The 18,156-nt window shown below is 70.2% G+C and carries 21 protein-coding genes; 6 read left to right on the forward strand and 15 right to left on the reverse strand.

Going from position 1 to position 18,156, the window contains the following annotated elements; genetic code table 11:
* Window positions 1-13: 13 nt before the first annotated feature.
* From flgE to CCR79_RS03035, 6 genes are all read right to left on the reverse strand, one after another.
* Window positions 14-1,273, reverse strand: a complete 1,260-nt coding sequence (gene flgE / locus CCR79_RS03010; RefSeq protein ID WP_201168558.1) for a flagellar hook protein FlgE — start codon at window positions 1,271-1,273, stop codon at window positions 14-16.
* A 36-nt stretch (window positions 1,274-1,309) separates the two neighbouring features.
* A complete protein-coding gene (locus tag CCR79_RS03015) occupies window positions 1,310-2,194 on the reverse strand; it encodes a flagellar hook assembly protein FlgD (RefSeq protein ID WP_201168561.1) in 885 nt (294 codons plus the stop codon).
* A gap of 17 nt (window positions 2,195-2,211) precedes the next feature.
* Window positions 2,212-2,781 (reverse strand): flagellar basal body rod protein FlgC, encoded by a 570-nt coding sequence (flgC, locus tag CCR79_RS03020; RefSeq protein WP_201168563.1) that lies wholly within the window; start codon window positions 2,779-2,781, stop codon window positions 2,212-2,214.
* Between the two features lie 6 nt (window positions 2,782-2,787).
* A complete protein-coding gene (gene flgB, locus CCR79_RS03025) occupies window positions 2,788-3,195 on the reverse strand; it encodes a flagellar basal body rod protein FlgB (RefSeq protein WP_201168564.1) in 408 nt (135 codons plus the stop codon).
* 141 nt (window positions 3,196-3,336) lie between these two features.
* The gene (locus CCR79_RS03030; protein WP_201168566.1) at window positions 3,337-4,164 is read right to left on the reverse strand and encodes a CheR family methyltransferase; all 828 of its coding nucleotides are present in this window, start codon (window positions 4,162-4,164) and stop codon (window positions 3,337-3,339) included.
* An 18-nt stretch (window positions 4,165-4,182) separates the two neighbouring features.
* Window positions 4,183-5,118, reverse strand: a complete 936-nt coding sequence (locus CCR79_RS03035; RefSeq protein ID WP_201168568.1) for a chemotaxis protein CheV — start codon at window positions 5,116-5,118, stop codon at window positions 4,183-4,185.
* A gap of 163 nt (window positions 5,119-5,281) precedes the next feature.
* Here CCR79_RS03035 and flgA point away from each other — a divergent pair, with 163 nt between their 5' ends.
* The 4 genes from flgA to CCR79_RS03055 all read left to right on the forward strand — a co-directional run bounded on the left by flgA (window position 5,282) and on the right by CCR79_RS03055 (window position 7,514).
* Window positions 5,282-6,043, forward strand: a complete 762-nt coding sequence (gene flgA / locus CCR79_RS03040) for a flagellar basal body P-ring formation chaperone FlgA (protein ID WP_201168570.1) — start codon at window positions 5,282-5,284, stop codon at window positions 6,041-6,043.
* A 164-nt stretch (window positions 6,044-6,207) separates the two neighbouring features.
* Window positions 6,208-6,516 (forward strand): flagellar biosynthesis anti-sigma factor FlgM, encoded by a 309-nt coding sequence (flgM, locus tag CCR79_RS03045; RefSeq protein ID WP_201168572.1) that lies wholly within the window; start codon window positions 6,208-6,210, stop codon window positions 6,514-6,516.
* Window positions 6,516-7,043 (forward strand): flagella synthesis protein FlgN, encoded by a 528-nt coding sequence (locus tag CCR79_RS03050; protein WP_201168574.1) that lies wholly within the window; start codon window positions 6,516-6,518, stop codon window positions 7,041-7,043. The genes flgM and CCR79_RS03050 overlap by 1 nt, the downstream gene beginning before the upstream one ends.
* Before the next feature lie 78 nt (window positions 7,044-7,121).
* Window positions 7,122-7,514 (forward strand): hypothetical protein, encoded by a 393-nt coding sequence (locus CCR79_RS03055; protein ID WP_201168576.1) that lies wholly within the window; start codon window positions 7,122-7,124, stop codon window positions 7,512-7,514.
* Here CCR79_RS03055 and rplS read toward each other — a convergent pair.
* The 7 genes from rplS to CCR79_RS03090 form a co-directional block, all read right to left on the reverse strand.
* Window positions 7,507-7,860 carry a 50S ribosomal protein L19 gene (rplS, locus tag CCR79_RS03060; RefSeq protein ID WP_201168579.1) on the reverse strand — a complete coding sequence of 118 codons (354 nt, stop codon included), beginning with the start codon at window positions 7,858-7,860 and terminating at the stop codon, window positions 7,507-7,509. The two genes, CCR79_RS03055 and rplS, sit on opposite strands and share 8 nt — an antisense overlap.
* A gap of 17 nt (window positions 7,861-7,877) precedes the next feature.
* Complete coding sequence (gene trmD, locus CCR79_RS03065) at window positions 7,878-8,672, reverse strand: tRNA (guanosine(37)-N1)-methyltransferase TrmD (RefSeq protein WP_201168582.1); 795 nt, start codon at window positions 8,670-8,672, stop codon at window positions 7,878-7,880.
* Window positions 8,650-9,162 carry a ribosome maturation factor RimM gene (gene rimM / locus CCR79_RS03070; protein WP_201168584.1) on the reverse strand — a complete coding sequence of 171 codons (513 nt, stop codon included), beginning with the start codon at window positions 9,160-9,162 and terminating at the stop codon, window positions 8,650-8,652. Before rimM ends, trmD begins: the two co-directional genes overlap by 23 nt.
* A 15-nt stretch (window positions 9,163-9,177) precedes the next feature.
* Entirely contained in the window at window positions 9,178-9,438 is a 261-nt protein-coding gene (gene rpsP, locus CCR79_RS03075) for a 30S ribosomal protein S16 (RefSeq protein WP_201168587.1), read from the reverse strand.
* Window positions 9,439-9,572: 134 nt separating this feature from the next.
* A complete protein-coding gene (locus CCR79_RS03080; protein ID WP_201168590.1) occupies window positions 9,573-9,986 on the reverse strand; it encodes a DnaJ family domain-containing protein in 414 nt (137 codons plus the stop codon).
* The gene (locus CCR79_RS03085; RefSeq protein ID WP_207190278.1) at window positions 9,983-11,932 is read right to left on the reverse strand and encodes an ATP-dependent DNA helicase; all 1,950 of its coding nucleotides are present in this window, start codon (window positions 11,930-11,932) and stop codon (window positions 9,983-9,985) included. Before CCR79_RS03085 ends, CCR79_RS03080 begins: the two co-directional genes overlap by 4 nt.
* Window positions 11,919-12,536: a tetratricopeptide repeat protein gene (locus CCR79_RS03090; protein WP_207190279.1), complete on the reverse strand. Its 618-nt coding sequence runs from the start codon at window positions 12,534-12,536 to the stop codon at window positions 11,919-11,921. Before CCR79_RS03090 ends, CCR79_RS03085 begins: the two co-directional genes overlap by 14 nt.
* 179 nt (window positions 12,537-12,715) lie before the next feature.
* Between CCR79_RS03090 and CCR79_RS03095 the strand changes: the two genes are divergently transcribed.
* Together CCR79_RS03095 and CCR79_RS03100 are read left to right on the forward strand one after the other, a co-directional pair.
* Window positions 12,716-14,035 carry a methyl-accepting chemotaxis protein gene (locus CCR79_RS03095; RefSeq protein ID WP_201168596.1) on the forward strand — a complete coding sequence of 440 codons (1,320 nt, stop codon included), beginning with the start codon at window positions 12,716-12,718 and terminating at the stop codon, window positions 14,033-14,035.
* 23 nt (window positions 14,036-14,058) lie between these two features.
* The gene (locus CCR79_RS03100) at window positions 14,059-15,525 is read left to right on the forward strand and encodes a methyl-accepting chemotaxis protein (RefSeq protein WP_201168599.1); all 1,467 of its coding nucleotides are present in this window, start codon (window positions 14,059-14,061) and stop codon (window positions 15,523-15,525) included.
* A gap of 45 nt (window positions 15,526-15,570) precedes the next feature.
* Here CCR79_RS03100 and CCR79_RS03105 read toward each other — a convergent pair whose 3' ends face one another.
* Both CCR79_RS03105 and sufD read right to left on the reverse strand, forming a co-directional pair.
* Window positions 15,571-16,821 carry an aminotransferase class V-fold PLP-dependent enzyme gene (locus tag CCR79_RS03105; RefSeq protein ID WP_201168602.1) on the reverse strand — a complete coding sequence of 417 codons (1,251 nt, stop codon included), beginning with the start codon at window positions 16,819-16,821 and terminating at the stop codon, window positions 15,571-15,573.
* Complete coding sequence (gene sufD / locus CCR79_RS03110) at window positions 16,818-18,155, reverse strand: Fe-S cluster assembly protein SufD (protein ID WP_201168605.1); 1,338 nt, start codon at window positions 18,153-18,155, stop codon at window positions 16,818-16,820. Before sufD ends, CCR79_RS03105 begins: the two co-directional genes overlap by 4 nt.
* Window position 18,156 lies beyond the last annotated feature (1 nt).

Genomic DNA, 18,156 nt, shown 5'->3' on the forward strand with positions numbered 1-18,156 from the left:
AGGGGACACCCCGTTAGCGGATGTTGAGGATCTCCTGGGTCACCTGATCCTGGGTGCTGACCATCTGCGCATTGGCGGAGAAGTTGCGCTGCGCGGTGATCATGTTCACCAGCTGATCGGAGACCTCCACGTTGGACTGCTCCAGGGCGCCGTTCTCGATGCGGCCAAACTGGCCCTGACCGGCCACGCCGATCAGCGGATCCCCGGCATCGCGGGTCGCCTGCCAGGAGGTCTCGCCCACGGACTGCAGGTTCTCCTCCGACGGGAAGCTGGTCAGCGCCACCTGACCGACGGCCTGGGCCTCGCCGTTGCTGTAGCGGGCCAGGATGGTGCCATCGCCCTCGACGTTGATGTTCTCGAACTCGCCGGCGGTGTAGCCGTCCTGGGAGACGTTGGTGACGTTGAACGGCCGAGCGAACTGGGTCATCTCGCCGAAGTCGATGTCGATGTCCAGGTCGTCCACCTCGGCGAGCAGCGGGATCTCCTCGAGGCTGGCGATCCGGCCTTCATCATCGCCCTCGGCATCGACCAGCGAACCGGAGGTGTCGAAGGTGAGACGGTGCGGGCCAAAGAAATCCTCACCCTCGGCACCCGCCGCGTCGTAGTCCACCCCGTCGATCTGGGTGTAGACATCCCACTCGTTGTTGCCCGCCTTGCGGAAGTAGAAGGTCGCGTCCCGGGCCGAGCCCTGGGAGTCGTAGAGGGTGGTCGTCGTCGACTCGGTGAAGGTCTCGCTGTCGTCCGGATCGAACGCCACACCCTCATCGATCACCTCGGCATCGGCGCTGAGGTTGGCGGCGATCTCGACGTTCTCGCTGGCACGCGCCGGGATCCCGTCGGTGGGCAGCTGGAGTTGGTCGCGACCGTCGCCGATGCGGCTGCCGTCCTCGTCGGTCTGGAAGCCGGTCAGGCGCTTGCCGGTGTTGTTGACGATGTAGCCGTCGCGATCCACCTCGAACTGACCGGCCCGGGTGTAGCTGACCTCGCCGTCGTCCTCAAGGCGGAAGAAGCCGCGCCCCTCGATACCCAGATCCAGGCTGCGCTCGGTGAACTCGAAGGACCCCTGGCTGAACATCTGGCCGACGTTGGCCAGCCGCGACCCCTGCCCCACGGCCAGCTGCGGGATGCCCATCGGGCCCATGGCGAAGAGGTCGTTGAACTCCGCCCGCGACTCCTTGAAGCCCGTAGTGCCGGCGTTGGCCAGGTTGTTGCTGGTGGTCTCCAGGTCCTTGGAGGCGGAGTTGATCCCGGTTAGCGAGATGTTGAATGACATGGCTGATCTCCTCGATCCCCGCTGCTCTTGTTCGTCTTATCGGATGCGCTTGACGTCGGATAGCGACATCTCACCGAGCCCGGCCACGCTGAGCTCCGGCGGCCGGCCGTCCATCCCCACCGAGACACTGGTCACCGGCGCACCCACCAGGGTGGGCACCGGCTCGCGCTCATCACCGTCCTCAACGTAGGCGTTGACCTGGTACGTGCCCTGGGGCATGGGCTGGCCGTCGTTGTCGGTACCGTCCCAGGTGAAGGGGTGTTCGCCCTCTTCCATCTCGCCAAGCTGCTCACGATGGACCCGCTCTCCGGCCTCGTTCTCGATCTCGACGGTCAGATTGGGGGCCGAGCGCTCGAGCTGGAGCAGCGCCTCCATCTCTCCATCCTCGGGCAGATAGGCCTCGCGGCTCTCGGTGACCACCTCACGGCCGACCAGCTGCGAGGCGCGCAGCGACTGATCCGAGCGCATGTGCTCGAAGAACTCGCGGAAGTCCGACTGCAGCTGCTCGATCCCCGAGGCCGTGGTGAACTGGGCGATCTGCCCCATCATCTGCTCGGTGTCCTGCGGGTCGGTCGGATCCTGGTTCTCGAGCTGGACCATCATCAGCTCCAGGAAGTCCTCGTGGCCGATGCTCTGCGGGTCGCCGTCGTCCTTCTCGTCGGGGATGCTGCGCAGGTCCTCGGGCAGCGCCTCATAGCCCGACCGGGCGACCGAACCGGACGGCTCGCCGCGCGAACCGCCGGCGGGGCCACTGCCCACGGGCTTCTCGGCCGCCTTCTGCGCCGCCTGCACACCCTCGGCGACGCCCTGCGTGGCCCCGCCGCCCGGCTTACCGGATCCGCCGTCACCGGCGTTCGGCGGTTTGGGGGCCTTCTGGCCGCCACCGGCGGCCCCGCCCATCAGTTGGCTCGGATCGAGCATGGTCGCTCCTCCCGGATTCAGCGGCCGAGGCGCAGGGTCTCGAGCATGAGATCCCGCGAGGTGTTCATGACTTCGACGTTGTTCTGGAACGACCGCGAGGCGGAGATCATGTTGGTCATCTCCTCGACGGAGTTCACGTTGGAGCGGTAGACGTAGCCGTCGTCATCCGCCTGCGGATGGTGCGGCTTGTACAGCGGCTCAATCTCGGCGTCGCTCTCCACCACCCCCGGCATGAAGACCGGCACGCTGGGCGACGGGCTGGCCCAAGGGTCGCCGGCCGCCGGCACACCGGCGGGCTCGCCGCCAAAGAACTGACGCTGGAAGCTCACCGGGCTGACCCGATCCACCGGCCCGCCGGATTCGGCCCAGCCGGGGGTTTGCGCCGGCTGCGGTCCGCCACCCTGCGGATAGCCGCCCTGGGCCTGGTGGAGCGCCGCGGCGAAAACCGGCTGCCGGGCGCGGTACGCCTCCTCGGGGCTGGAGGCGACCGTCTCGGCGTTGGCCAGGTTGCTGGCCACGGTGTTCAGGCGCAGCTGCTGGGCGTTCATCCCGGTGCCGGCGACGTCGATGGCGTGCATCAAGGACATGTTCGCTTACTCCCCTCGGATGGCGCCGGTGAGCTTCTGGATCCGGCCGTTGAGGAAGTCCACGGCGGCCTGGTAGTTCACGGCGTTCTCGGCGAACTTGGCCTGCTCGACGTGCATCTCGACGGTGTTGCCGTCGAGCGAGGCGGCGTGGGGCTCCCGGTATAAAGATTTCGGATCGCCTGCCGCCATGGTGGGTGACGGCGGCGGTTGCACGTGCTGCGCATGCGTCGCCTGCAACGGCTGGGGCTGCGGTTCGCTGGCCTGGCGCATGGCCTCGCGGAAATCCATATCACGCGCCTTGTAGCCGGGCGTGTCCGCGTTGGCGATGTTCGAGGCGAGCAGCTCGTGCCGCTCGCCGCGCAGGCGCATGGCCTGCTCGGGTACCGAGAAGGCCTGATCGAAGCCGATCCGCATGGCGGGCTCCCGTGGTGTTCGTTCACGGGACTTTTATGCAGATCGCGTGCCAGGCACGCGGGGTTGGCGGATCAACGACTAAGCCGGAAGAAGGCGGCAACGGGCGGCAAGCGCTTGCCGCCCGGCGGCAGGGTCTGTCCGTCAGCCGCGGCGCCGGTAGACCACACCGCCATCGAGGCGGACCAGCTCGAACTCGTCGGAATGCCGGGCGAGGGACTCCGACGCCCCGACGATCAGGTACCCGCCCGGGCGGGTCACCTCGGCGATGCGCTGGACGATATCCCGCCGCGATTCCCAGCCGAAGTAGATGAGCACGTTGCGGCAGTAAACGATGTCGAATCGACCCAGACCGGCGTAGCTCTCCAGCAGGTTGTGGACGCGGAAGCTGGTCCGCCGGCGCACGGCGGGCTTGACCTCCCAGGTGTTCTCGCCCACGGCATCGAAGAACCGCTGCTGGCGTTCCGGCGCCAGCCCGCGGCGCGCCACGTTGGCGGTATAACGCCCCCGCCGCGCCTCCTCGACCATCGCGATGGAGATGTCGGTCCCGAGGATCTCGGCCTCCATACGCCCGCCGCTGTCGTTGTACTCGTCGACGGTCATGCTGATCGAGTACGCCTCCTGCCCGGAGGAGCAGGCCGCGGACCAGATGCGCACCGGCCAGACGCGGCGGCGCTCCATCTCGGGGAGCAGGTGCCGACGCAGGACGTCGAAGGGGAAGCGGTCGCGGAACCACTGGGTCTCGTTGGTGGTCATCGCCTCGATAACCCGCCCCTTGAGATCGGCGGTGGGGCGCTGCTCGAGCCGCTGGACCAGGGTGGCCAGATCCGGGATGCGCTCGGCCTCGAGCAGCGGCCCGAGCCGGCTGGCCACCAGGTACTGCTTGCTCGGCCCAAGGACGATCCCGCAGGCGCGCTCCAGGAACCGTGCGAACGCCTGGTACTCCTCTTCACCCACGGAAAGCGCGGCCAAACCGTCCTCCTTGCATGCTCATCCCCCTCGCTCGGCCAGCCGGGCGCCGACCCGCTCGGCCAACTCCCGGGAGTGGAACTTGGCCAGGAACTCGTCGGCCCCCACGCGACGCACCATCTCGGTGTTGAAGACACCGCTGAGCGAGGAGTGGAGCAGGACGTGGACCCCGGCAAGCCCCGGATCCTGCCGGATCGATCGGGTCAGGGTGTAGCCGTCGAGCACCGGCATCTCGATGTCCGAGACCACCATCAGCAGATCGTCGAGCCCGGAGGGATCCTGATCCTTCCAGGTGCGCAGCTGCTCCAGCGCCTCGCGGCCGTTGTTCTTGGTGACCACGCGCACACCGATCTCCTCGAGCGTGCGCTTGATCTGCCCCCGGGCGACCGCCGAGTCGTCCACCACCAGGACCTTGTAAGCCTCGGAGCCCTCGGCGTGATCCACGCCACCGCCCTCGGTGACCTCCGGATCGGCGCCGCCGGCACGCTGAACCTCGGCGAGGACCTTCTCGACGTCGACGATCTGGATCATCTGCCCGTCGTAGCGCGCCACGGCGGTCAGGTAGCTGCCGGCGCTACCCCCGCTCGGCGGCGGCAGCACGTCCTGCCAGTTGATGTTGACGATCCGGTCCACCCCGCCGACCAGGAACCCCTGGACCTGACGGTTGTACTCGGTGACGATGATGTAGTTGCCTTCTTCCTTGGTGATGGCGCCGTTGCCGGTGGCGTAGCTCAGATCGAGCACCGAGAGGGTGTGGCCGCGGACGTAGGCGATGCCGAGTGAGGCCGGATGGGCATGCGGCACGTAACTGAGCTCCGGGGCCGGTATGACCTCGCGGACCTTGAACACGTTGATCCCGTAGCGCTGCCGCCCCTCGAAACGGAACAGCAGCAGCTCCATGCGGTTATGGCCAGCCAGCTGGGTCCGCTGGTCGACGGAGCTCATGATTCCGGCCATCGCTGACGGCTCCCTTATCGGCGTGCGTCCCGGGGGCTGGCCCCCGCCCGTTGGCGTCATGTTAATCCGGTAGCCGGATCAGGGAAAGCGGCCGACGCCGCGGCACACCCTTTGCATAGTTCTCCGGAGGATCACCAACCGAATGGAGGTTGCGCGCGGACCGATGAGCAGACCCGCCGGCGCCACCCCCGCCCGCAGGGTCGGGCGCAGTGCGCGACCGTCGCCCGCCTGGCGCCTGGCCGTCGTATTGTTGGCGCTGACGGTCCTGGCCCCGGCGGCGGCGCAGGCCAGCACCCAGTCGCCGGAGGCCATCCGTGAGACGGCGGAGGTGTTCCTGCGCGAGGCGCTGGCCGGCGAGTACGACGAGGTGGAGGTCGAGGCCCGCGGGGTGGACGGCCGGTTGAAACTGCGTGCGTGTGACGGCGAGCTGGAGGGGTTCATCCCCCGCGGGCGCAGCCCCCACCAAGCCGGTACCGTGGGGGTGCGCTGCAGCGGAGAGGCACCCTGGACCGTTTACGTGCGCATGGAAACCACCTTGAAGACGGAGATGGTGGTGGCCGCACGCAGCTTGCGCCGCGGACAGCGGCTCGCGGCGGCGGATCTGCGCACCGCTACGCGGGATGCGCGCCGGGTCCGCGGCGAGTTCTACCGCGACGCCGGCGATCTGGTCGGCCAGGAGGTACGCCGGAGCCTGCGCGAGGGGGTGGCCGTGACCGGCAACCACGTGCAGCCCCCGACGCTGGTCGAGCGCAACGACCGGGTCACCATCGCCGCCGGCCGGGGCGATGCCATCCAGATCAGCAGCCGTGGCCGCGCCCTGGAGCACGGCCAGAAAGGCGACCGGATCCGGGTGGAGAACCTGGACTCCGGACGGGAGATCCAGGCACGGGTCGTCGGCGAGGGCCAGGTCCGGGTCGGCGATTAGGCCGCAGGCGGCGGGAGTTGCCGTCAGTGGCAACCTGGGTCACAGTAACCGGAACCAGGACTCAAGTTCCTGCCCGGGCCGCCGATAGATACGGATAGCACGGGTCCATGCAGGCCAGGGAGCGGCGCTGCAGCCCGCATAGGAAAGGTTTTGAGGAGAGCCCGATGTCCAATCCGATCGAAGGAGGGGGTCCGCGCCCCGTCGGACCCGCGACCGCCCAGCCGGGCAAGGGCCCGAAGAGCGGCGGCGCCGACGAGGCGTCGAACGCCCCGCCCCGGGGCGCAGGCGGCGCCGACGAGGCCGAGACCTCGGAACGACTGCAGACGGTCCGCGAACGCATCGACCAAACCCCGGAAGTCGACCGGGATCGGGTCGAAGCCATCAAGGAGCGGATCGCCAACGGCGACTACCCGGTGGACGCCGAGAAAGTCGCCAAGAAGTTCGCTGAGCTTGAGGCGCTGGTCGAGTCGTGATGACGCCGGCGGAGCACGGCCGCTCTGACCGCTTTCCGCGCCAGACGCTGGACGCGGAGCTGGCGCAGCGCCTGGCCGTGCGCGTCGAGCGCTGCCAGGCGCGCGCCGGGGAACTCGCCGCCACCCTCGAGGCCGAGGCCCGGCAACTGATCGACCGGGACCTGAACGGCTTCGACGAGCTCCTGCGCCGCAAGGGCGCCCAGGTCGAGGCCCTGGAAGAGGCCGAGCAGCAGCTGCGGCGGGTTCTCACCGAAGCCGGCTATCCGCCGGGGACCGCTGGCGTGCGGGCGGTGTTGCGTACTGCACCGGAGTCGCTGCGCTCCGCCTGGGGCGAGCTGGAGCAGTTGCTGCGCACCATCCAGGCCCGCAACGAGGCCAATGGCCGCCTCATCCACCGCAACCTCGACCATACCCGGCGCCTGCTCGACCTGGCCACCGGCGCCCACGAGCGGGCCGATGAACTCACCTACGGCACCCACGGCCGCTACACCGCCAGCGACCGCTCCCGGCGCATCACGCGCGCCTGACAATACCCGCTCCGGCAACCTCCGAACCGGGCCGCTGCCCGCGTGCTATCTTCAGGGGATGGAACGACGGAGGCAGCCATGACCGAGATCGACCCTGCCACGGCCAGCCACGAAGCGATCCGCTCCCACCACGCCGAGCACGCTGCCGAGCAGCGTCGCCAGGAGGCCCTGCGCCCGGAACGGGACGGGGAGACAACGGGGACGGAACGGATCCGGGAGGAGCGCACCGAGGCGGCCGGCAACCGGGATGCGGAGTCGGTGCGCGCCAGCGACCCGGTGGCGGTCAACGCCTCGGGGCCGGATTCGGCCACCGGCGAGGTGCCACGAGATCGGGAGGAAGCCCGCGCCCTGGCCGAGGAGACCCGGGAACGGATCCTGGACAATCCGGAGCGGGCGGCGGAGTCCGTGCGCGATACCGCCCACGAGCCCGCCGCCAGCCGGATGAGCCGGGCAATCGAAGCCCTTAGTTGATCTTCTCCTTGATGCGCGCCGCCTTGCCGCTGAGCTCGCGCAGGTGGTAGAGCTTGGCCTGGCGCACGTCGCCGCGGCGCTTGACCTTGATGCTCTCGATCTGCGGGCTGTAGGTCTGGAAGACCCGCTCGACGCCCTCGCCGTGCGAGGTCTTGCGCAGGGTGAACGAGGAGTTCAGGCCGCGCTTGCGCTTGGCGATGACGACACCCTCGAAGGGCTGGACGCGCTCGCGACCGCCCTCACGCACCCACACCTGCACCAGCACGGTGTCGCCCGGGGCGAACTCCGGCACCGTGTGCTTGCACGCCTCGATCTGCTCGCGCTCCAGTTCGTCGATGACGTTCATGACGATTCCCCTCGGTTCTACGTTTCTTCGTGATCGTTGCCGGCCCGCGCCCCTGCGCGGTGCTCGACGATGAATTCATCCAGCAAGCGGCGCTGCCGCTCGTCCAGCTCCCGCCCGGCGAGCAGATCCGGGCGACGCAGCCACGTCCGCCCCAGGGCCTGCTTGAGCCGCCAGGTATCCACCGCCCCGTGATCCCCGGAGCGCAGCACCTCCGGCACCCCCTGCCCTTCGTAGACCTCCGGGCGGGTGTAGTGCGGATGGTCGAGCAGCCCGGTGGCGAAGGAGTCCTCGGCCGCCGAGTCCTCGTGCCCGAGCGCCCCCGGGACCAGCCGCGTAGTGGCGTCGATGGCGACCATGGCGGCGAGCTCGCCGCCGCTGAGTACGTAGTCGCCGATGGACAGCTCCTCGTCCACCTCGGCCTCGAGCAGCCGCTCGTCGATGCCCTCGTAGCGGCCACAGAGGTAGATCACCCGCTCGCGGGCCGCCAGGCGCGCCACCCCGTCCTGATCCAGCCGCGCCCCCTGGGGGCTGAGGTGAATCACCCGGGCCGGGCGCGGATCCGCTGCCCGAGCCGCTTGGATGACCCGGCGCAGCGGCTCCACCTTCATCACCATGCCGGGACCACCGCCGTAGGGCCGGTCGTCCACGGTGGCGTGCCGATCGGTTGCGTAGTCCCGCGGGTTCCACGCAGCCAGCTCGATCAGGCCCCGCTCGGCCGCCCGGCCGACCACCCCGAACCGGGCCACCTGCTCGACCATCTCCGGGAAGACGGTGACGACGTCGATGCGCCTAGAATTCGGGGTCCCAGTCAACCTCGATGACGCCTTCCTGCTGATCGACCCGCTGAACGACGTGGTCGAGGGTAAACGGGATCAGCCGCTCTCGCTCGCCGCGCACGACCATGACGTCGTTGGCGCCGGTCTCGAACAGGTGGCTGACAGCCCCCAGCTCGACGCCGTCGACGGTGCGCACCGCCAGCCCCTGCAGATCGACCCAGTAGTATTCGCCGGGATCCGGCTCCGGCAGCAGCTCCCGCGCTACCGCGATGTCGCTGCCAACCCACTGCCGCGCTTCGTCGCGATCATCGATGCCGGCGACCCGGGCGATCAGGCCTTTGCCCTGCTCCTGCCCCGCCTCGAGCCGAACAGCCCGCCAGCCGTCGGCGGTGGCCAGCTCCCAGTCGGCGTAAGCGAACAGGTTGGTTTTCGGCTGGGTGTAGGAGTAGACCTTGACCCACCCCGCCACACCGAACAGCCCGACGATCCGGCCGACGACGACCCGCCTGGGCTCACGATCCGGCATGGACCGCGGACCGGCTTACTGAGCCGGTTGCTCGGCGCGCTCGGCCTGCCGGATCAGCTGAGCCGCACGCTCCGTCGGCTGCGCACCCTTGGCGATCCACGCCTTCGAGCGCTCGACGTCCAGCTTCAGCGGCGCCTCCTGCCCCGAGGCCACGGGGTTGAAGTAGCCCAGGCGCTCGATGAAGGCGCCGTCCCGCGGCTTTTTCGCCTCGGTAACTACGATGTGGTAGAAGGGCCGCTTCTTCGCGCCCGCCCTTGCCAGTCGAATGGTAACCATATGCGCCCTTGCGATTCCCGTTACGTTGAGTCATCGGCCCCGCGGCGGGGCTTCTGATACGTACTTGAGTAAACCGGGCATTGTACTCGCTTTGTCACTGAAGGGAAGGGTCTGCACGGAGAAAAGCGCCTCGCTCAGTCGGCGCCGTCCTCCGGATCGGCGTTGCTGAAACGCCTCAGCAACCGATCCCGGTAGCCCTGCTCGGCGACGTACAGGGCATCGGCGTCGTGGCCGCTGCGCTCGAGCCGGGCGCGCAGCAGCGACAGCCGCCGCTCGGCCTGGCTGCGCTGCTCCGCCGCCTCGGCGGAGGCATCGGCGTAGAGGGCGTCGATGAGGTCCTCGAGGCTGCGGATCTCCTGGCGCTCGGCCAACTCCGGTGGGATGCAGTTGGCGTTCTTGAGCACCCGGTAGGCGGTGCGCAGATGCTCGGGGATCATGGAGTCGTCATCGAGCTCCAGCGGCTGCCCGGCGCCGGGCAGGTCCTGGAGCTCGCCCTGCTCCACGGCCTCTTCCAGTCGGCGTTCGGCAATCCGGTCGATGAGGCTCATAACACGCCCTCCCAGAAGGCCTTCACATCCTCGACACGGCGGGTCAGCGGCATCGCCGGCAGGCTGTTGCGGAACAGTCGGCCGTAGGGTTTGCCCAGCAGGCGCGGGTCCGCAATCATCAGCACGCCGCGGTCGGCGTCGTCGCGGATCAGGCGCCCGGCCCCCTGTTTCAGGGCGATGACCGCCTCGGGTAAGAGGATATCGCGAAACGCCACCCCGCCGGCATCCTCTACCGCGCGCTGCCGGGCGGCGGTCACCGGATCTCCCGGGGCGGCGAACGGCAGGCGGTCGATGATCACCGCCGAGAGCGCCGCCCCGCGGATGTCCACCCCCTGCCAGAAGCTCGCCGTACCCAGCAGGACGGCGTCGCCGGCTTGGGCGAAGGCCTCCAGCAGCCGCCCCTGCGGGGCATCGCCCTGGACCAGCAGCGGTCGCCTCAGGGCCGTCTCCAGCTGCTCGCGGGCCAGGCGCAGCGCCCGATGACTGGTGAACAGCAGGAAAACCCCGCCCGGCGTGCAGTCGATCACCTCGCGGGCCCGCGCCACCACCGCCTGATCGTACCCCGCCTGGTTGGGCAACGGGAGCCCGCTGGGGCAGTAGAGCAGGGACTGGCCGGCGTAGTCGAACGGACTGGGCAGCTGCTCGGTGCGCACCGTATCGGCCAGCCCGAGGCGGCCCCGGAACGCAGCGAAGGAGCTACCCACCGCCAGCGTGGCCGAGAGCAGAACCCAGGCATCGGCCTCCCGCTCCATGTGCCGGCGAAAACTGCCGCCCACATCCAGGGGTGTCCGGTGCAGGGCGAAACCCCGCCCGCGGGTCTCGTACCACTGGACCTCGCCCTCCGCGGGGGCGAGGAAGCAGCCGAGGGCCTCCTCCAGCTCACCGGCGCGCCGGTGGCACGCCTCCAGCTCGGGGCCACGCTCGGCCACCAGAGCGAGGGCTTGCTGCAGGCCAGCCGCTGCCCCGCGCAGGGCTTCGGCCGCCTCGGCGCCCCCCGATTCGGCCACCGTGTACCAGGCATCCCGCTGCTCCCCCCCTTCCAGGGCCAGGCGCAGCCCGGCGACCGCCGCCTCCAGGGTATCGATGGCCGCGCGCAAATCCGGCATGTCGCCCGCTTCGCGCCGGTCGGCGATACGCACATCGCGAACCAGATCGCGGATCGCCCGCGCCGAGACCGAGTGACCGAAGAAACGCGCGGCCGTGTCCGGGAGCAGGTGGGCCTCGTCGAGGATCACCGCTTCCGCCTCGGGCAGCACGGCCCCGTAGCCGGCATCCTTCACCGCCCAGTCGGCCAGCAGCAGGTGGTGGTTGACCACCAGCACGTCGGCCTCGTGGGCACGCCGGCGAGCCTCGTAGAAGAAGCACGTGTCGTAGGCCGGGCAACCCTGACCGAGACAGCGCTCGGGCGTGGCGGTGATGCGCTCGGCCACCCCCTCGACGCCCTGCGGCGCCTCGGCCAGGTCGCCGCTGTCCGTCGCCCGCGCCCACTCCGCCGCCGTCTGGATGGCCGCGACCTCGTCGGGGGCGGTGAACGGCCCTTCCTCCACGGCCCGCTGCAGCCGGTAACGGCACAGGTAGTTGGCCCGCCCCTTGAGCAGGGCGGTGCGCATCGGCTGCGGGGATGCGCCCTGCAGCGCCGCCCGCACCCGGGGCAGATCGCGGTGGAAGAGCTGATCCTGCAGGGTCCGGGTGCCGGTGGAGATGATCACCCGGCGGCCGTCGAGGAGCGTGGGCACCAGGTAGGCGTAGGTCTTGCCGATACCGGTGCCCGCCTCGGCCACCAGCACCTCGCCGTCGGCTAGCGTGTCGGCCACCGCGGCGCCAAGCTGCAGCTGCCCCGGGCGCGCGGCGAACCCTTCGATGGCCCGGCTGACCGCCCCGCCGACATCGAGTTCGGCGACCACGGCCCGGGCGAAGGCTCCCCCGGGCGGCCTAGAATCGGCCAAGGCCACCGTCTCCGGTATCACCGAAGCTTCGCGCCGAGGAGGCCGCGTCCCGGGCGCCGCCCCGGTCACCGCGCTCCATGCGCGCCGCCGCCACCAGCCACCACGCCTCGCGCATCACGGCGAGGTCGTCGCCGCCGGTGTCTACGGCGCGCAGGGCAAGCTCCTCGGCCCGCTGGTGGTGCCCCTGCTGGTAGCGCACCGCCGCCAGGTTCTGCCACAGCACCGCCCGCTCCGGCGCCTGGTCCAGGGCCTGCTCCAGGTGCTGTACCGCCCGGTCGTAGTCGCGCCTCTCGTAGGCCTCCCGCGCCTGCTGCGCCAGCGCCGCGATCTCATCGGCACCGCCGCGGGTCTCCTGCCGGGCGTCGGACTGTGGCTGCGACCACCAGCCCCCCTGTTCCTGCTCCGGCTCCTGCTGCGGCTGCGGCTGCGACCACCAGCCACCCTGCTCCTGCTGTGCCTCATCCCGGTCGTCCTGCCGGGGCGCTTCGGCCTGCGTGCGCGCGTCGCCACCGCCATCGGCAATGCCGTCATCAGGAGGCACATAGCAGGCCAGCGGCGCCAGGCAGACCAGTGCCGGCAGCGCGGAGAGCTTCCGCCATCGCATCATTCGGGGGCCTCGTTACAGAACCGGGCTTTGCTGCCGCCAAGGATACCAGAGCCGGGCGGAACCCGGCGCGACGCTTTACGGCCGGACAGCCGCCACGCTATAAGGGGCACGCGCGGGCACCGCGGCCCGTTGGCGGGATCCGCAGCCGCACGGCACCCACAGCCAGGAAAGAACGCATGGACACGCCCCCGGAACACGCACACCCCGACGCCCGCGCGGTCACCCGCTCGCGCCAGGAGGTCGCCGAGCAGGTGGCCGAGCGCAGTTCGGCGATCGGCATTGAGGCGGTGCAGATCACCGAGGTCCTCAACGCCCTGGCCGCCGCCTTCGAGCGGCAGAATGAGTCGTTCAGCGACCTGCGCACCAACGCCCGCAGCATGGCCCGCAGCAACGAGGTGGTCCACCAGGCCGTCGACCGCGCCCAGCAGGTGGCCACCGAGGCCGGCAGCAACGTGGAGCACTCACGGGCCCGGATCCAGAAGGCGCTGGAGGAGATCCGCGAGCTGGCCGAGTCGGTGACGCGGGTGGAACGCCAGCTCGGTGCCCTCAACGAGGCGCTGCAGGGCGTTTCGAAGGTCTCCAGCGAGATCGCCACCATCGCCAAGCAGACCAACCTGCTCGCGCTCAACGCCACCATCGAGGCCAACCGGGCCGGCGAGGTCGGCCGCGGCTTCGCCGTGGTGGCCGAGCACGTCAAGGCGCTGGCCAAGCAGACCGCCGACGCCACCGATGACATCCACACCATCCTCGACGAGCTGACCCACATCATCGACCGCCTGGTCCAGAAAGGCGGCGAAAGCACGCTGCAGGCCGAGGCGGTGCGCGACGGCACCGAGGCGATCCAGGAGATCATGGAGACCGCCGGCAGCGCCATGGCCGATATCGACACCGACTCGGGCCGCGTCCGCGAGTCGGTGCATACCATCGACCACTACTGCCGGCGCACCGTCGAGGGGCTCGAAGAGCTGGCCGACACCGTGCGCCGGGCCACCGACACGCTGCAGGCCGCCGACCAGCGCGCCGAGAAGATCAGTCGCCACGCCCACGAGCTGATCCGGCGCACCGCCGTCGACGGGGTGGAGACCCGGGACACGCGGCTGATCCGGCGGATCCGCCGGATCGCCGCCGAACTGGGCGAGACGCTGCCGGCCGAGGCCGGCGCCGAGCAGATCGCCGCCCAGGCGCGCTCCGCCCTCGAGCAGCTCGTCGAGGGAGAAACCGGCGTACGCGCCGCCCTGATCTGCGACGCCGAGGGGCACTGCCTGGCGGCCACCGTGCCGCCGGGCGGCGCGACCGGCCTGCGCGATGCTCTGCAGGGACAGCGGCTCGACGACCGCCCCACCCGCTCGGCCCTGCGCAGCCGCGAGCCGTACCTGCTGCAGACCTACCGGCTGCAGTACGGCGGCGCGGGGCCGGTGGTCCAGGAGATCAGCGCACCGGTGCAGGCCGGGGGGCAGGTCCGGGGCTGCCTGCGGGTGATCTACGGCGGCGAGTGAACGATAGCGACGGAGCAGCGGGTATGGCGTTCATCGATTTCTTGAGGGGCCGTGGCTTCCTACCGGGGCGCTCCGGCGCTCCCCGGGCGGATACCGGACGGGACGCCCGGGAGCACGCCCTGGCGCAGGCCATCCGCGGCGTCTCGGAGGAGACCAGCCAGCTGGGCCTGGAGGTCTCCGACGTGCACGGCAACGTGGACGACACCGCCGCGCAGATGGAGCGCGAGGCGCGGTTGTTCCAGGAGCTGCGCGAGTCGTGCCAGCGCCTGTCCGAGGCGAACAAGGTCGTCGACGCGGCGGCCCGTAACGCCCAGCACGTCTCCGGTGCAGCGCGGGCCGACATGCGCCGCTCCGAAGACCGCATCCGCGATGCTCTGCAGCGGATCGCCGGGCTGAGCACCTCGGTGCGCGAGATCGAGAGCGACCTGGAGCATCTCAACGAGGCGATGCAGCGGGTCACCAAGGTGGCGCGGGGGATCGGCGCCATCGCCAAGCAGACCAACCTGCTCGCCCTCAATGCGTCCATCGAGGCAGCCCGTGCCGGCGATGCCGGCCAGGGGTTCGCCGTGGTGGCCGAGCAGGTCAAGTCCCTGGCCGCCCAGACCAGCGAGGCCACCGGGGACATGGACCGCACCCTGCAGAACCTCACCGAGCAGACCCAGGAGCTGATCGCCATCGGCCACCACAGCACGCGCCGGGCGCAGCGGGTGGAGCAGACCACGGGGCAGATGCAGAGCCTGTTCGAGCAGCTCGAGCAGTCCATGGCGTCGGTGGATGCCGAATCGGCGCGGATCGCCGAGGCGGTCCAGGAGATCGACACGCAGAGCGAGCACACCATCGAGCGCTTCGACCACAACACCGCCGAGCTGGAGGCCTCCCACTCTGACCTCGAGCGCGGCCGGGCCCAGATCGACCGCTTCCTCGCTTTCACCGAGGAGCTGATGAACCTGGCCAACGCCTCGGACGTCGATACCGAGGACACCCCATACATCGTCCGGGTCATGGAGGTCGCGCGGCAGGTGTCGGAGCGCTTCGAGGCGGCCATCCGCGAAGGCGAGATCAGCGAGGCGGACCTCTTCGACCGCGACTACCGCGAGGTCCCGGGGACCGACCCACAGCAGTATGAGACGCGGTTCGTGGCCTTCACCGATCGGGTCCTGCCCGAGCTCCAGGAGCCGCCACTGGAGGATGCGCACATCTCCGGGTGTTTCGTCATCGACAACCGGGGCTACATCCCCACCCACAATCGCCACGTCTCGCACCCGCAGCGTCCCGGCGACCCACAGTGGAACGCCCGCCACGCCCGGCAGCGGCGTATCTGGGAGGACCGCACCGCACAGTCGGCGGCGCGCAACGAGAAACCCTTCCTGCTGCAGACCTACCGGCGGGACATGGGCGGCGGCCGCTTCGAGTTGATCCGCGACGTCTCCGCCCCGATCCAGGTCCGGGGCAAACACTGGGGGGCGGTGCGGATGCTCTACGAGCCATAGCCGCCACCGGCCGGGGCGCCGGCGCCACCGCCCCGGCCGCGTCGGTCAGCCGAACAGGCGGCGGACCTTCTCCAGGGCCACCACCAGGCTCTCCACCTCGTCGTGGGTGTTGTAGACGCCGAACGACGCCCGTGCCGTGGCCGGCACGCCGTAGCGCTCCATCAGCGGCTGGGCGCAGTGGTGACCGGCGCGGATGGCGATCCCCTGCTCGTCGAGGAGCATGGCCACGTCGTTGGGGTGCGTCCCCTCCATGATGAAGGAGACGGCCCCGGCCCGACGCTGCGGCCGGCCGATGAGCTGCACCCCCGGCACCGCGGCGATGGCCTCGGCCGCGTGGCCGACCAGTTCTTCCTCCCGAGCGGCGATCCGTTCGCGGCCGATGGCCTCGATATAGCGCAGTGCCTCGCCCAGGCCGATGGCGCCGGCGATATTCGGCGTCCCCGCCTCGAAGCGCGCCGGCGGCTCGGCGTACTCGGTGCCCTCGAAGGAGACGTGGCGGATCATGTCGCCCCCGCCCTGATACGGCACCATCCCGGCCAGGTGCTCATAGCGGCCCCACAGGACGCCGATGCCGGTAGGCCCGTAGGCCTTGTGGCCCGAGAAGGCGTAGAAGTCGACCCCCAGCTCCTGGACGTCCACCGGCAGATGGGGAGCGGCCTGCGCCCCGTCCAGGAGCACGGGCACCCCTTCGGCCCGGGCCATGGCGGCGATCTCCGCCACCGGGTTGACGGTACCGAGGGCGTTGGAGACGTGGACCACGCTGACCAGCCGGGTGCGCTCATGGATCATGCCGCGCACCGTTTCCAGATCCACGTCGCCGTTGTCGTCGATGGGCACCACCCGCAGGGTGGCACCGGTCCGCTCGCAGACCAGCTGCCAGGGAACGATGTTCGAGTGGTGCTCCATGTGGGTGACGAGGATCTCATCCCCCGGCCCGACCCGGGGCGCGACGAAGCTGTGCGCCACCAGATTGATCGCCTCGGTGACCCCGCGCAGGAAGATGACCTCCCGCTCGCTGGGGGCGTTGAGGAAGCGCTGGGCCTCGGTCCGCGCCCCCTCGAAGGCCGTGGTCGCCTCCTGGGAGAGGGTGTGCACCCCGCGATGGACGTTGGCGTAGTAGTGCTGATAGCAGCCGAGTTCGGCATCGATCACCGACTGCGGCTTCTGCGCACTGGCGGCGCTGTCGAGGTAGATCAGCGGCCGTCCGTTGACCTCGCGGCGGAGCACGGGGAAGTCGGCGCGCAGCCGGTCCACATCCACCGCCCCCGGGCGGGTCGCCTCCTCGACCATGCTCATGCCTCAAAACCCTCCAGTTGCTCGCCGCCCGGCAGGAACCGGCGCAGGAGCGCACGCTCGTACGCGGCGGCCTGCGGGCAACGCACGGTCTCCACCACCTCGGCGACGAAGGCGTAGGTCAGCAGGCTCTTGGCCACGACGGGATCGATGCCGCGGGCGCGCATGTAGAACAGCGCCTGCTCATCGAGCTCGCCCACCGTGGAGCCGTGGGTGCAGCGCACGTCGTCGGCGAAGATCTCCAGGCGCGGATTGGAGTGGGCCAGCGCCCGCGGGCTGAGGATCAGGTTGCGGTTCTCCTGCTCGGCGTCGGTCTTCTGCGCCCCCGGATGGACCTTGATCAGGCCGTCGAAGACGGTCTCCGAGCGCCCGTCGAGCACGCCCTTGAAGACCTGGCGACTGCGCGTGTGCTCGGCGTCGTGGTGGACCCAGGTGTGGTGGTCGACGAAGCGCTGGCCGTCGCTGAGGTGGATGCCGGTGAGATCCCCCTCGCCGTTATCGCCTTGTACGGTCGCCTCGATGTCCACACGCACCTTGTCGCCGCCCCAGACAAAGGAGTGGGCGCCGACCCGGGCATCGCGGGCAGCGGTGCCGCTGACCGCCCCCAGCTGGCAGCCGGCGTCGCCCTCCTCGCTGATCCGGGTCAGATCCACCTGGGCGCCGGCATCGGCGATGAGCTCGGTGACCGGACAGCTGAGGTAGGCCGCCTGCGGATCACCGCTATGGTACTCCACCACACGCAGGTGGCTGGCCTCCTCGCCGTGGACGATCACACGCGGGTAGACGGCGTGGCCGGCAGTGGCAGCGCTGGTGTAGCAGACGATAAGCAGCGGCGCCTCGACCATCGCCCCGCGGGCCACCTGCACGGCCACTCCCTCGCCCATCAAAGCGGTGTTCAGGGCGATGAACGGGCTGTTGGCCGGGTCGGCGTGGGCGGCCAGATGCGTCTGCAGCCAGGCGGGTTCCTCGGCCAGCGCCTCGCTCAGGGGGCGCACCGAGACCCCGGCGGGCAGCTTGGCGTAATCCGAACGCGCCGGATCCAGCTGCCCATCAACGAAGACCAGCCGGGGCCCATCGCCGGGCGGGAGAAGTTGATCAAGCCGCCCGGTCAGGCCGTCGTCTACCTCGCCCGGGCCCTGCGGCGGGCGAAAGTCGCTGCGCAGCACCGGGGTCAGGTCGATGTGCTTCCACGCCTCCCAGCGCCGGGTCGGGAAGCCGTGGGCGTCGAAGGTGGCCATGGCCGCGCGACGACGCTCGGCCAGCCAGGCCGGCCCCGGGTCGGCGAGGTCGTCGAAGACCGCGCGCGGGTGACTCTTGAGCTCTTCCACCGCTCCCATG

Source organism: Halorhodospira halophila, assembly GCF_016653405.1.
Lineage (GTDB): Bacteria > Pseudomonadota > Gammaproteobacteria > Nitrococcales > Halorhodospiraceae > Halorhodospira > Halorhodospira halophila_A.

What these genes read in the sequence shown, in the direction of transcription:
- flgE (WP_201168558.1), bottom strand. Translation starts at nt 1,273, where the DNA reads ATGTCATTCAACATCTCGCTAACCGGGATCAACTCCGCCTCCAAGGAC.
- CCR79_RS03015 (WP_201168561.1), bottom strand. Translation starts at nt 2,194, where the DNA reads ATGCTCGATCCGAGCCAACTGATGGGCGGGGCCGCCGGTGGCGGCCAG.
- flgC (WP_201168563.1), bottom strand. Translation starts at nt 2,781, where the DNA reads ATGTCCTTGATGCACGCCATCGACGTCGCCGGCACCGGGATGAACGCC.
- flgB (WP_201168564.1), bottom strand. Translation starts at nt 3,195, where the DNA reads ATGCGGATCGGCTTCGATCAGGCCTTCTCGGTACCCGAGCAGGCCATG.
- CCR79_RS03035 (WP_201168568.1), bottom strand. Translation starts at nt 5,118, where the DNA reads ATGGCCGGAATCATGAGCTCCGTCGACCAGCGGACCCAGCTGGCTGGC.
- flgA (WP_201168570.1), top strand. Translation starts at nt 5,282, where the DNA reads ATGAGCAGACCCGCCGGCGCCACCCCCGCCCGCAGGGTCGGGCGCAGT.
- flgM (WP_201168572.1), top strand. Translation starts at nt 6,208, where the DNA reads ATGTCCAATCCGATCGAAGGAGGGGGTCCGCGCCCCGTCGGACCCGCG.
- CCR79_RS03050 (WP_201168574.1), top strand. Translation starts at nt 6,516, where the DNA reads ATGACGCCGGCGGAGCACGGCCGCTCTGACCGCTTTCCGCGCCAGACG.
- CCR79_RS03055 (WP_201168576.1), top strand. Translation starts at nt 7,122, where the DNA reads ATGACCGAGATCGACCCTGCCACGGCCAGCCACGAAGCGATCCGCTCC.
- rplS (WP_201168579.1), bottom strand. Translation starts at nt 7,860, where the DNA reads ATGAACGTCATCGACGAACTGGAGCGCGAGCAGATCGAGGCGTGCAAG.
- rimM (WP_201168584.1), bottom strand. Translation starts at nt 9,162, where the DNA reads ATGCCGGATCGTGAGCCCAGGCGGGTCGTCGTCGGCCGGATCGTCGGG.
- rpsP (WP_201168587.1), bottom strand. Translation starts at nt 9,438, where the DNA reads ATGGTTACCATTCGACTGGCAAGGGCGGGCGCGAAGAAGCGGCCCTTC.
- CCR79_RS03080 (WP_201168590.1), bottom strand. Translation starts at nt 9,986, where the DNA reads ATGAGCCTCATCGACCGGATTGCCGAACGCCGACTGGAAGAGGCCGTG.
- CCR79_RS03090 (WP_207190279.1), bottom strand. Translation starts at nt 12,536, where the DNA reads ATGCGATGGCGGAAGCTCTCCGCGCTGCCGGCACTGGTCTGCCTGGCG.
- CCR79_RS03095 (WP_201168596.1), top strand. Translation starts at nt 12,716, where the DNA reads ATGGACACGCCCCCGGAACACGCACACCCCGACGCCCGCGCGGTCACC.
- CCR79_RS03100 (WP_201168599.1), top strand. Translation starts at nt 14,059, where the DNA reads ATGGCGTTCATCGATTTCTTGAGGGGCCGTGGCTTCCTACCGGGGCGC.
- CCR79_RS03105 (WP_201168602.1), bottom strand. Translation starts at nt 16,821, where the DNA reads ATGAGCATGGTCGAGGAGGCGACCCGCCCGGGGGCGGTGGATGTGGAC.
- sufD (WP_201168605.1), bottom strand. Translation starts at nt 18,155, where the DNA reads ATGGGAGCGGTGGAAGAGCTCAAGAGTCACCCGCGCGCGGTCTTCGAC.